The following is a 12,611-nucleotide window of genomic DNA, read 5'->3' on the forward strand; positions in this document are numbered from 1 at the left end:
CATATACTTATTATCTAAATCTTCTTATAATTAATTATGAACTTATATAAAAGTAGTTTACATAAAAGGAGGTCCACAAGTGGAGGAAATCATTCAGAAACCAAGTTTTACGCATAGGGAAATAGCAGTCACATGCTTTAATAAGGTATGGGATTTACTTGTATTGGAAAACAGGACCGAGAAAGAATCAGAAGAAATGGTTCATTTATGTCATAGTTCGTTTTGGCATTGGACAAAGGTACAGGAGCATACACCTACCAATCTATCAATTGGATATTGGCAGTTATCGAGAGTATATGCTGTAACGGGAAAAGGGGAAACTGCTTTACACTACGCTGAGAAATGCATAGAGATTAGTACAAATGCTGAATTGAATCCGTTTTATATAGCGTATGCCTATGAGGCTGCGGCTCGGGCATATAAAGTACTAAGGGAAGCTGCAAAATGCCAAGAGAGCTTGGAAACTGCCTTTCATTTTACAAGTCAAGTGGTAGATGATGAAAGTAAAGGATGGCTTACTAAGGATTTAGAAGATATTCAAAGTTGAATAGTAAAAAAGGATTACTTCAAATAGAAGTAATCCTTTTTTACTTAAACAATTTGAACATTATGTACTTTTTTGATTGCCCATCTTTTATCAATCTTTATTAAATCTATTAAAACATTACATTTGTTTCTTCCTTCATTATAGATTCCTTCAGGATTATAGTCTTCCTTAAAGGTTATTTCGTATTTTACTTTTATTGAAACTCTACGATCATTTTTCAGTAAATGAATAGCAGACAGATTATCACCGACATACTTTGAGTCAGTTACATTTGTCATTATTTTAGTAAAATATAACGAAGAAGTATTAATTTTCAAATCATCTACCATTACTGAATTGTATTTTTCTATATCCTGTCTTTTTAATGAAGCTATATAGAACCTTACAGTGTCTTGGACATTTTGTTCTTCTGTTAACTCAGTTGATAGTTCTTCATCTTTTACTGCTTGTTTTTCTTTTTCAATATATAAATTCAATGATAAAAGAAGTATAATAGATATACCAAATATTACCAAAAATAATAAATCTTGTTTTTTAACCATCTGAGTCCCCTTCAAGTTATATTCAAATCAAGGATAGAAATTACTAATTATTAGAATGATTTTAGTCCTGGGCATACTTGAAAATATAGTAAAAAAACAAAAAAATCGCAAGATGTAGCAAATACATCTTGCTTTAAAGTGTTATTAAATGGGGGTGCATTTAAATAATACTAATAAAGAGACAAAAGTTAGTATCGTTTAATTGCTTATACTCAAATGATAGCATTCTAGAGAAGGATTTTGTATTGGGAAAATTTTTAACATGGGAATCAAGAGTTTTACGAAAAAATGACTGTTTACTACTGATGAAAAAAATGTTGAGAAAAATATATATTTGAAATATAAAGATATTAATATAATAAAAATAACACTATTTTTTAAATGGATCGATTAATTAGAACAGGAGATTAGATATGCAATACGGCAAAATGATCTATCATCATAGAAAGAAATTAGGGTGGACTCAGGAAAAATTATGTGAAGGCATTTGTTCTGTATCACACTTAAGTAAAATAGAAAATGGGAATAAAGAGGCCGCTAGAGAAACGATTGAACTACTTCTAAAAAGGATGAAAGTTGAAAAAGAAGAAGATACGATTAATCTAGATGAAATAATGATCCAGTTAAAAAGATTATGGAATCTTATTGAAAGAGCAGACTATCAACTAAGTAAGCAGATATTTGATGAGCTTATTTTAAATGAAGAGTTGATTCGTTATACTAGTATATCAAATGAGTTTTCAATTGTTATTTGGAGATATTATATTTTTATCGAAGATATGCAAAATGCTAGGAAAAAGTGGAAGCAACTTGAGAAAAAAAGGAAAAAATTTTCCCAACATGAATTCGTTAAATTTTTGTTTACACTTTCGATATTTTATATTAAGGAAAAAAGATATGATGATTCACTTTTAATTATGGATGAAGTGCAAGACCTTGTCCCAAATATAGAGGTTGAGTTTCAAGAGTTTTGCTTTTATAGAGCATTAATCTATCAAATAATGAATCAACCATCAGTATCGATGTACTTTTGTAATAAAGCGATCCCAATTTTTGTACAAAACAATAATATAAAAAGAATACTAGATTCTAAAATGCTACTTTCGCTCCAATTAATTAAGAGTAAGCTACTGGATAAAGCAGAATTAATATTAGAAGAAGTACTAGATAATTCAACAATATTAAATGATAAAACAATTTATTATAACGCGTTGCATAATTTAGGGTATCTATATTTTCATTCCAATCAAAATAAAAAAGCAATCACATATTATCAAAGATATTTAGAAAGTGTCCAGGACGGCAGCGAAGAATATTACACGGTAATCTCTAATATCGCCAATAACATGATTATATTAAAAGAATATCAATCCGCAACCGAACTTCTAGAAGATAAATTAACTAAAATAGAGGATAAAAATAGTTCGTTATACATTAAAATACAAGTGTTGTACTTTGAAGCTAAACAAGAAAAATGTAATTTAGTTAAATATTTACGTGAAGTGGCGCTACCTTATTGGATCAAAAATAGCGAAAGTGATAAATTAATTAAATATTATAAAATTCTTAATGACTTTTACAAAGAAAATTGTAAAATAGAAGAACAAAACATATTACTACAAGAGTACAATTCGATATTGCTTTCAATATTAAATAAGAAAGGAATTTAATGATGAAAAAACTCATTGTATTGTTAAGTTTCATTACAATTTTATTGATCAAAAGTGTGCACTTAGATTCTACTAAACATGTAGGCGTAAATGATTCAATTCATACAAAAGAAACGAAAACCATAGCGCTAGATGATCCAATCAATCCGAAAGGTTATAAAAAGAATTGGTACAAATGGTTATAAGGAATATGAGTACGATAAGCTTAGTTAGATAAGTAATTAGAAGACCAAATCGCATATGATTTGGTCTCCTTTTTTGAAAACTGAGAAATAAGGGACTATCCACAAAAGAAAAAATAGATTTGCACAGCACGTCTCACTGTAAGAGAGAATGCTAGAGTGGAAATCAATGCATTCTTAATGAAAAGAGGAATTGGCATCACTTTAACAGATAGACTTATGAGATAGCCCATATATCAATTTTGTTATTTTTAAATGGACAATATTGCTAAGTTATATAATTGTACTTACTTCAAATCCCAACTCATTGTTATATAAACAATGGGTTATTTCTTTGCAATTTTTCCTATTAAAGAAGGAATTTTTATTGCATATACGAAATTAACAATTTAGTGAATAGTAAAAAAGTATGAATATATTCTGTTTAAAGTTCAGGAGGATTAGATGATGGGAATGAGTGCTAGTTTTTATAGAGTTTCTAATAATATGCTTCAAACAATTATGTCGAACATAGATGATATTGACGAAATGCTGTATGAATCACAAGAGATTCAAGATACTGAGTTAGACATTGATAAATCTTGGCATGGGATCTATTTTCTACTTACTGGTGATGCAAGCTTTGAAACGGCAAATCAATCATTAGCTGGACAGGCTATCTTAGGTGGAGAAGAAATAGGGGAAGATCAGGGATATGGTCCATTACGATTTTTACCAGCAAGTAAAGTAATCGAAATTCACCGCGAATTATCAAGTATTTCAGTAAGTGAATTATCTTCTAGATTTCAATTAGAAAAAATAAACAAAGAAGAAATTTATCCATCGGACGGTAATTGGACTAAAGAGGATCGAGATTATTTAATAGGGCATTATGCAGAATTAGTTAAATTTTATCAAATAGCAGCTAGTAATGAAGAGGCGATTCTATTATTAATTCATTAACAAATAATATTTAAATTGGAGAGTAAGATGGTAAAAGGTAAGCAATAAATTAAAGAGAAGGGATCAACATTTATGATTCTTTTTTGGTTCTTATTTTTGTCAATGTTAACATTTATTGTATTTTATTTCCTGACGAACAATATCGATGAGCATTATGGACAAATAATATTAATTTCCTTATTACTAGGAATCATTTTAAAAATAGATAAATTATAGTTACTGGTGCTTTTATTTCTATACTTCATCACGATTTTATTTAGAAGAAAATAAAAAAATGAACTTAATTAGCTAATCAAAATGAAATACATTACTTGATTCTTGAATAATTATCTGTTTTTTACGATTTCATACTAAGGTCTGATTTTATTTAATGCGTAAGGTCATTATCTAATAATGTATATATCCATAAAATAAGTGTATGAGAAATCTTATTTATGGAGGCTATAAAATGAAAAAATCATTTTTTATTGCTGTTTTAGTGGGTGCGACACTAGTTGTTACAACAGGTTGTAGTATATTTACAAATGGAAAAGTAAAAGAAGAGTTAATCTCTATTGAAAAAGATAACGCAAAATCATTGGACGTTAAGGTGGACTTAGGTGCAGGGAAGTTGAATGTTAAGAAAGGCGGAAATGAGTGGGTAGAAGGAATTGCCGAATATAGTCATAAACCGCTTAAGCCTGAAGTATCTTACAAATTGAACGGATCCAAAGGTAAAGTGAAGATCGAACAAGGAAAACATAAATTGCCAAATATGAAGATTGGTAAATTTAAAAATGAATGGAACTTAACGCTCACGGATAAAATTCCTTTAGATTTAGACGTTAATGCAGGGGCTTCAAAAACAATTCTTGATTTGAAAGGATTGGAACTTAACTCTTTAGATATTGAAAATGGAGTGGGAGAACTTACAGTTGACTTAGGTGGAGACTGGAAGCATGGTTTTAATACAAAAATCGAAACGGGTGTTGGAAAAACAACAATTATTTTACCCTCAGATATCGGTGTGAAAATACACTCAGATAAAGGAATTGGAAAAGCAAACGTTGTCGATTTTATTTCCAAAGGCAATGGTGTTTATGTAAATGAAGCTTATGAAAATGGTAAAGAAACGTTAAATGTTGATATGGATATGGGTGTAGGTGAAGTTTCATTTAAACTAGATTAATAAAAAAATGTAAAGTGGGCTGTTTATGTGAAAACAGTCCATTATTTATATTTGATGAAAAGGGGGGCCTATGTTGCAAGCCAAAATCGATTCTGTTGTAAAATGTATGACATCAAATAATGACATGTCCTACATACAAAGTATCCAAACCGAACATCGGTTCAAACTAGTAGAATTTTGGAATATTAAAGAAGGAAGTAAGGTGTTAGAAATAGGTTGTGGACAGGGTGATACAACGGCTGTATTAGCATATACTGTTGGCGAAAATGGTATTGTACATGGAATTGATAGCGGGTCAAGGGATTATGGAAGTCCATCAACATTAGGGGAAGCAGCGGATCATTTACTGAATTCATCAATCGGAAAGCAGATTAAAATGGACTTTGAAGTTGACCTATTATCACCTCAATTTGATTTACCAACGAAAGCATTTGATTATATCGTCTTGTCTCATTGTTCATGGTACTTAAGTTCAACTGATGAATTAAATGAGATTTTAATAAAAATAAAAAAATGGGGAAAAATTTTATGTTTTGCAGAATGGGACACTAGAATTAGCGAAATTGAACAATATCCACATTTATTATCAATATTAATTCAAGCACAATATGAGTCTTTCAAGCAAAATAGTGAATCAAATATACGAACACTGTTTACTCCAAATGATTTGAAAGCGATTACTGAATCAGCAGGGTGGTCGGTCATTGATGAAATAACAATTAATTCACCTGATTTACAGGACGGTAAGTGGGAAGTGTATAAAACAATAGAAGACATCGACGTGGAACTAAGTAAAATTAATGACATGCCAACAAAATTTAAAGGGCTTATTCAATCCGAAATGAAAATGTTAGAAGAAAGTATAAAAACGAACGGGATTAAGCCGCTATCTATTTTCGCATTTGTAGCAGAGTAGGGAAAAAGCATCTAATTTTAGATGCTTTTTCATTTATTACCAATATGGATAATTTCTTTGATATGCATAAGGGTTGTATGAATAATTTCTTTGATCTAGATAAGGAATGTAATGATAATTCCTTGGATATATATATGGGAATGATGGAAAGTGATAAGGGAATAAGTGTACTTCTGTTACTTTTGACAAAGGAATCAAGACCTTATAATAACGTCGATATCTTGGGCCAAAAGTTTCGCCCCCATGACGTGGAACTTCGTAGTCTGAATCTGGAGGTGCAGGTAGATCTTCTGGTGTAAGTAAGGTCGCACTCTCGTTATCAGATTCTAATAATATGCCCTCTAATAACCCTCGTTCTTCCGTTTGAAATACTACATAACAGTCTTTATATGACTTACATTTACCACTCAAATACCTTAAGTTTTCGCTCATGAAATCCCTCCCATGATGTTATTCATTACTTAATGTATGAAAATAAAGAAGGGGCTAGAATATTGTCCAAAATAATTGATTCATACGAACATGCTTCATAAAAATCGAATGAGATGTTTCGAAATTGTAAATTTTTATATTTTATAACAAATAATTTAGTAAATGACGTGTAAGTTATCTATAATTTTAACTTAAGGATAAAATAATTTAAAAATGAATGAGTGAAAGAAATTTGTAAGAACACTAAATATAAAAATGGATTTAGGTGAGCGTATGCAAGAAAAAATTTTAATTGTGGATGATGAAAAAAGTATATTAGATCCATTATCATATGCCTTTAAAAGAGAAGGGTTTATCGTCGAGACTGCAGTTAATGGGATCGATGCATTATCAAAAGTTTCTATATTCAAACCAGACATTATGATATCAGATATCATGATGCCAGAAATGAATGGATTAGATTTATGTAAACAAATTGAAAATAAAGATGGAATGGGGATTATTTTACTGACTGCAAAAGATGATATTATTGATCGAGTTTTAGGGTTAGAATTTGGTGCTGACGATTATATAACAAAACCGTTTGATATCAGGGAATTACTTGCAAGAACAAGGTCATTATTAAGGAGACTGAAAAAATCATCCCATATAGAAGAACAGAAAATTAAAGTAATCACAATTCAAGAGCTTGTGATCAATCTTGAACAAAGAAAAGTGAGTATCAGTGGAACTTCAATTGAATTAACTCCGAAAGAATTTGATTTATTAGCATTACTAGCTACAAATATAGAGCGTATTTTTCGGCGTGATGATTTACTAGATTTAGTATGGGGAATTGAATACATTGGTGGTACACGAACTGTTGATATTCATATTCAACGATTACGTAAGAAGCTTGGTAAGGAGCACCAACATTTCATTCAAACTGTATTTGGTATTGGTTATAAAATGTCAGGGGAAATAAAATGAGGTCTAGTATTAAAGTTAAATCAAGTTTATTTTTAGCTATTCTACTAATTGGTACTGTATTTGGACTAAGCTTACTTATACTAAAAGGAATCCATGAAAATCAAAAAAAGCAAACAGAAGATATGCTAGCTCAGCAAAGTAAACTTGCAAATGTATATGTCAAACAAGTGTATCTTAGTCAAACTTCTGAAAATCCAGATGATTTTTTTAAACGCTACGGTTTTGAAATTGCTCGACAAATCGGGATTATCAGTAGTTTACATATTACGATTTATAATATGTCCGGAAACATTGTTGGGGACTCTCTACCACTAGAGACTACAACAAATAAAGACATTAAAGATACGCTTCAATATGGCTTAAAAGGCAAAACTGTATATCAGGAAGCTAATGAAATACTCAATTATTTCGCACCTATTTATAATACGAATAAACAGATTGGTGTTGTTCAATTTGACTATTCATTAACTAAGAATAATGAGTTTTATAATGAGATTATTAAGCTGTTTATTAAAATAGGCTTGATCATTATTTTCCTAAGTTTTATCATTGGATATTTTTTCTTCAATTCACTTGTTAATAATATATTAAAGCTTAGAAAAGTAACTGAGGAAATAAAATCTGGACAATACCCTAATCATTCAATTTTAAATCGAAATGATGAGTTAGGTTATTTAAGCCAAGCAATTTATTTTATGAGTAATGAAATTCAAAAAAATATTAAGGGAATGCAACAAGAAAAAGATAATCTACAATTGGCAGTTGATAAATTGGAGATTTTAGAACAACAGCAAAAACATTTTATTGGTTCAATTACTCATGAGTTTAAAACGCCACTAACTGTCATTAGAGCTTACATTGATTTATTGGATATGTATGCTGATGACCCTAAATTAATTGAAGAAGCAATAGAAAATATTGGGAAGGAATCCCATCGCCTTTATGAAATGGTAGAGAAGATTTTAAAATTAGCTGAATTAGAAAAATATGATTTTGAATTAAATAAAGAAAGAATTGATGTAAAAGAGCTTTTAGAAGATTATTGTCAACGAATGAAAGGCAAAATCACAAAATTTGGATTAACAATCCAAACTAATTTTCTACCCGCTATTATTTATATTGATAAAGAAAGTTTCACATTAATTTTTATGAATCTGTTAGATAACGCAATTAAATATAACAAAACGAATGGTAATATCATCGTTTCAAATGAAATTAAAAATAATATTGTATTAATTAGTATTAGAGACACGGGGATTGGGATACCTACTAGTGTGATTGATAAAATTTTTGAACCGTTTTATACAGTTAATAAAGACCGCTCACGCCTTTCAGGTGGTTCAGGATTAGGACTAGCGTTAACGAAAGATTTGATTGAAAAACAAAATGGGACGATTACCGTTGAATCACATGAGGGAGTTGGCTCGAACTTTATCATTTCATTTCCTAAAATAGATTAAGTAAATTTACAATTTGGAAACAACTAATGACCTAAATTGAAACATCAAATGCATATCATACAAATGGTAAGAGATAAGGAGAGTGGTAAGGTGGATATAAAAAAGTGGTATAGATTGATTTTGATCGCTGCATCTTGTTCATTTATCTTAACTAGTTGTGGATTGCAAAATGAGAATGATAGTGTAGTCATTGAAAAGAAAAATAAAAAAATTACTGTACTTACCAAAAATGAAGAAGTTGTTACAAATGAACTTGCGTTAGAAAAAATAGACAGATATGAAGGAATTAGAGGGACGGATTGGCTAAACGAAGATTCAATCTTAATAGAACAAAAAAATACTCAAATGCCAAAAACCGCAATGACTGATGATGGACAGTACGTTTATCATGTAAATTTATTTAGTTACGATTTAATGAGTAAAACAGCTAATGTAATATCTGGTGAAGAAAGTGGACAAATAGGTGCAATTATTTCACCAGATAAAAAGCATATTTTTTATAAACAATCGATCGATGGAACCACTGGGACAGGATATATTATAAATCTCGATAGTAAGAAAAAAGTAAAAGTAACTGATGTAGATAAAATCTTTGCATTTTCAACTGAGGGTAGATGGATCAACAATGAAACAATCATCTTTCCAACCATTGACCAACAAATGTATAGTGCAGATGTTAATGGTAAAGTAAGGAAAATAGATTCGAATAAAGATGTAATAAATGTCTTAAAAAAGAAATTTGGTGGATTAAGAGTTGAATGGGTTATACCGTCACCGAATCATAAGAAATTTGTTGTAGTAAGGAAAATATCTCAAACAAAAAGAGAACTACTCATTACAGACGTAAGCGGTAAAAAAACAATTTCATTAGCTAAAGGGACCCAAATATTTGGATCAAGCTGGTCTCCGAATTCAAAAACAATCGCATTTTCCGTTATTTCTGAAGATAAAGGGGAACGGGGATTATTTGTTATAGATGTGAATACGAAGAAAATTACTCAACTCTCTACTGACTTAGACGAAATTTCAGGGCCAATAACTTGGAGTCCATCAGGTAAGAAATTACTCGTCTCAAAAGTAATCACGAAAAATAATAAAAATGAATTTGTTGCGTATATTTTAACATTGAAAAGTTAGAAATGAATAAAATTAGTTTCTAATTAAGTGAGTGACAAATAAGCTCACTTTCTTTTTTTTACAAAATTTTTAAAAGATGTTTTAATATAGTTAACACATTATTTAATTATTTAAAATATTTTTAAAATATCCTACGGTGAAATTCTTAATACTAGTATAAGGAGATTTATGATATGAGGAGCAAAAATAGCAATCCGAGGAGAAGCAAGAGTAAAAATATTGTAGTTTGGATGATGATTTTAGCTCTATTTGGATTTATTACGATTATTAGTCATTATGTTTATTCAACCATAGTAAATCACCACGAGAGTCTTACAGAAAATAAAGAAGATATAAAATCAATTGAAGATAAAAGTCCTGTAAAAAAAACAGATAATAAATCAGATGACAAACCAATCGTCAAACCGTCAGTAAAGAAACCAGAAGTAAATCCAGTGACAGAAACAACAATTAAAGTAAGTACAGCCGGTGATTTTACAATCGGAACAGATGAAAATTTTTATTTTACTGGTTCATTTGTGGACGAGGCTAATAAGCATGGGTTAGATCATTTTGTTAAAAGATTGGATAATATTTTTAAACAAGATGATTTTACGACAGTCAATTTAGAAACAGCTCTTACAGAAGCAACAAAGAAAGCAGTGAAAAAGTTCCGTTTTAAAGGGGACCCTTCTTACGCGAAAATATTGACTTTTGGAGGAATTGAAGCTGTCAATCTAGCAAATAACCATAGTCACGATTATTTGCAAAAAGGTTATGATGATACAATTATTTCTTTAAAAAAGCAGAACATTGGTTATTTTGGGTACAATGATTCATATATTACAACTGTAAAAGGAATAAAAATTGGAGCACTCGGTTATGAAGGATGGAATGATTCTCCTGAATTGCGAGTTAAAATAAACAATGACATACAACGATTGCGGAAAGCTGGAGTAAAGATTGTACTGATTAACTTCCATTGGGGAATTGAAAGAGTATATGTTCCAAATCAAACTCAGAAAAATTTAGCCCATTATGCAATTGATCATGGTGCAGATCTAATTGTTGGTCATCATCCTCATGTAGTTCAAGGAATTGAAGAGTATAAAGGAAAATTCATAGCCTATAGTTTAGGAAATTTTATGTTTGGTGGGAATAAAAATCCAAGTGATAAAGATACATTCGTTTTCCAACAAACATTCCATTTCAAAAATAACACTTTAACAAATCAAAAACAGATTAAAGTAGTACCATTTTCAGTTTCATCTGTTTCTTACCGAAATAATTATCAACCAATGTTATTAAAAGGGTCAGAAGCAAAAAGAGTTAAAAATAAGATCATTCAAGTGTCAAATAAAATTAATGGGTCTACTTGGACTAAATATGAAAAATAAAAAAAAGCATTTCTTCTTCGGAGGAATGCTTTTCTTTATTTTTCACTGTAAACCTTGAGTGGAAATCGATGAGTTTTCCACACATTGAGATTGGAATATTAAAAACTGTTTTATAGAGCCTGTTATTAAAGACTATGAGTGTATATCAATAGATGATCATGTGACGAAAGATATAGTTTTAACTGTTTCTTAAATGGGTTAATTTGTATTTACAAAATAAAGTTTTGAAGTAAAAGTAGGTATTCTTTCTTAAAAATGTATTGCATCCTATTTTAAGAAGGATTTTGGTAAATTTATAGAGAATCAAAGTTATTACTAGAAAAGGTTAGAGGATTACCAAATAAAATATAGGAGGAATAAGAATGGATTTACAATTTATTGCTTTCCTTAGTTTTATTTTCGTATCACTTATTTTATCAGTTTGGTTAGAGGTCAAAATGCAAAAGAATACAAATAATATTTTGGCAACTATGTCGATTGCATTTAATATCAATTTACTTGTACTAGGTAGTGGGAGTATATGGTTATTATTAAATGCAGATTATGGCTTTAATATTTTTTCAGGTATATATACATTAATCGTTTCTTTCATTGGTATTTTCTTTATTAATATTTTGGTTATGTTTTTCTTAAGACAACGGACTGTTGAATAAACTCTACTTTTATAGAAATTGGATGAGCATTACTTCTTTTAAAGGAGTAATGCTTTTTACTTGGCTGTTTTCGTATCCAATCTATTAGAATAGAGACTTTTAATTTAGTTAAAGAGGAATTCGGATATAGTACATAGAAATTACTTAAATGTTAAAACGGAGGGATTTTTATGTTTATCGTAAATGTTGAAGCCGCAATCAACCATGAAGACAAATGGTTAGTTATAGAAAGAAGTCAGAAAGAAGAACATGCAGGTGGAATGCTTTCATTAGTTGGAGGAACAGTTGAACTAGGGCAACAACCAGTAGAAATTTTAGAGAGCAATCTTAAGCGTGAAGTGCTTGAAGAAGTAGATGTTGAAATAAAAAATGTAAATTATCTATATAGTTCTGCGTTTGTAACAGACAAAAATGAACATGTTTTGAATATTGTATTTTTATGTGAATATAAGTCAGGCATTGCTTACCCAAAAAGTCCTGATGAGGTAGAAGATGTAAAATGGATGTCATCAGGTGAAATAGAACGACATAGTAAAGCGCCTGTTTACTTAAAAGAAAGTATTAAACAAGCCGAATTAAAAATAAGTTTGACTAGGTAGAATCAAGTTGTAGGAGAG

Annotated in this window: 14 protein-coding genes; 12 read left to right on the plus strand and 2 right to left on the minus strand. The window is 29.9% G+C overall.

Features of this window, described 5'->3' with window-relative positions:
* The first annotated feature begins 79 nt into the window (after window positions 1-79).
* Window positions 80-547 carry a hypothetical protein gene (locus tag ABID96_RS04305; RefSeq protein ID WP_377896669.1) on the plus strand — a complete coding sequence of 156 codons (468 nt, stop codon included), beginning with the start codon at window positions 80-82 and terminating at the stop codon, window positions 545-547.
* Window positions 548-591: 44 nt separating this feature from the next.
* Here the strand turns inward: ABID96_RS04305 and ABID96_RS04310 are convergent, their stop codons facing one another.
* A complete protein-coding gene (locus ABID96_RS04310; RefSeq protein WP_192600978.1) occupies window positions 592-1,089 on the minus strand; it encodes a hypothetical protein in 498 nt (165 codons plus the stop codon).
* A 413-nt stretch (window positions 1,090-1,502) separates the two neighbouring features.
* Here ABID96_RS04310 and ABID96_RS04315 point away from each other — a divergent pair, with 413 nt between their 5' ends.
* The 5 genes from ABID96_RS04315 to ABID96_RS04335 all read left to right on the plus strand — a co-directional run bounded on the left by ABID96_RS04315 (window position 1,503) and on the right by ABID96_RS04335 (window position 5,967).
* Window positions 1,503-2,759, plus strand: a complete 1,257-nt coding sequence (locus ABID96_RS04315; protein ID WP_192600979.1) for a helix-turn-helix domain-containing protein — start codon at window positions 1,503-1,505, stop codon at window positions 2,757-2,759.
* Window positions 2,760-2,761: 2 nt separating this feature from the next.
* On the plus strand, window positions 2,762-2,944 hold the full coding sequence (locus ABID96_RS04320) for a hypothetical protein (RefSeq protein WP_192600980.1): 183 nt from the start codon (window positions 2,762-2,764) through the stop codon (window positions 2,942-2,944).
* Between the two features lie 441 nt (window positions 2,945-3,385).
* Window positions 3,386-3,883, plus strand: a complete 498-nt coding sequence (locus tag ABID96_RS04325) for a YfbM family protein (protein WP_192600981.1) — start codon at window positions 3,386-3,388, stop codon at window positions 3,881-3,883.
* Between the two features lie 448 nt (window positions 3,884-4,331).
* Window positions 4,332-5,051, plus strand: coding sequence for a toast rack family protein (locus ABID96_RS04330; protein ID WP_192600982.1), 720 nt, complete (start codon window positions 4,332-4,334; stop codon window positions 5,049-5,051).
* 70 nt (window positions 5,052-5,121) lie between these two features.
* Complete coding sequence (locus tag ABID96_RS04335; protein ID WP_192600983.1) at window positions 5,122-5,967, plus strand: class I SAM-dependent methyltransferase; 846 nt, start codon at window positions 5,122-5,124, stop codon at window positions 5,965-5,967.
* Between the two features lie 36 nt (window positions 5,968-6,003).
* Here the strand turns inward: ABID96_RS04335 and ABID96_RS04340 are convergent, their stop codons facing one another.
* Window positions 6,004-6,399, minus strand: a complete 396-nt coding sequence (locus ABID96_RS04340; RefSeq protein WP_192600984.1) for a hypothetical protein — start codon at window positions 6,397-6,399, stop codon at window positions 6,004-6,006.
* Window positions 6,400-6,672: 273 nt separating this feature from the next.
* Between ABID96_RS04340 and ABID96_RS04345 the strand changes: the two genes are divergently transcribed.
* The 6 genes from ABID96_RS04345 to ABID96_RS04370 all read left to right on the plus strand — a co-directional run bounded on the left by ABID96_RS04345 (window position 6,673) and on the right by ABID96_RS04370 (window position 12,593).
* Window positions 6,673-7,368, plus strand: a complete 696-nt coding sequence (locus tag ABID96_RS04345; RefSeq protein WP_192600985.1) for a response regulator transcription factor — start codon at window positions 6,673-6,675, stop codon at window positions 7,366-7,368.
* Window positions 7,365-8,828: a sensor histidine kinase gene (locus tag ABID96_RS04350; protein WP_192600986.1), complete on the plus strand. Its 1,464-nt coding sequence runs from the start codon at window positions 7,365-7,367 to the stop codon at window positions 8,826-8,828. Before ABID96_RS04345 ends, ABID96_RS04350 begins: the two co-directional genes overlap by 4 nt.
* 90 nt (window positions 8,829-8,918) lie before the next feature.
* Window positions 8,919-9,965 (plus strand): hypothetical protein, encoded by a 1,047-nt coding sequence (locus ABID96_RS04355; RefSeq protein WP_192600987.1) that lies wholly within the window; start codon window positions 8,919-8,921, stop codon window positions 9,963-9,965.
* Window positions 9,966-10,138: 173 nt separating this feature from the next.
* Window positions 10,139-11,341 (plus strand): CapA family protein, encoded by a 1,203-nt coding sequence (locus ABID96_RS04360; protein WP_377896672.1) that lies wholly within the window; start codon window positions 10,139-10,141, stop codon window positions 11,339-11,341.
* A 362-nt stretch (window positions 11,342-11,703) separates the two neighbouring features.
* Window positions 11,704-11,994: a hypothetical protein gene (locus ABID96_RS04365; RefSeq protein WP_192600988.1), complete on the plus strand. Its 291-nt coding sequence runs from the start codon at window positions 11,704-11,706 to the stop codon at window positions 11,992-11,994.
* A 170-nt stretch (window positions 11,995-12,164) separates the two neighbouring features.
* The gene (locus ABID96_RS04370; RefSeq protein WP_192600989.1) at window positions 12,165-12,593 is read left to right on the plus strand and encodes an NUDIX hydrolase; all 429 of its coding nucleotides are present in this window, start codon (window positions 12,165-12,167) and stop codon (window positions 12,591-12,593) included.
* The last annotated feature ends 18 nt before the right edge of the window (window positions 12,594-12,611 follow it).

Source organism: Gottfriedia sp. OAE603 (assembly GCF_040543965.1).
GTDB lineage: Bacteria > Bacillota > Bacilli > Bacillales > Bacillaceae_G > Gottfriedia > Gottfriedia solisilvae.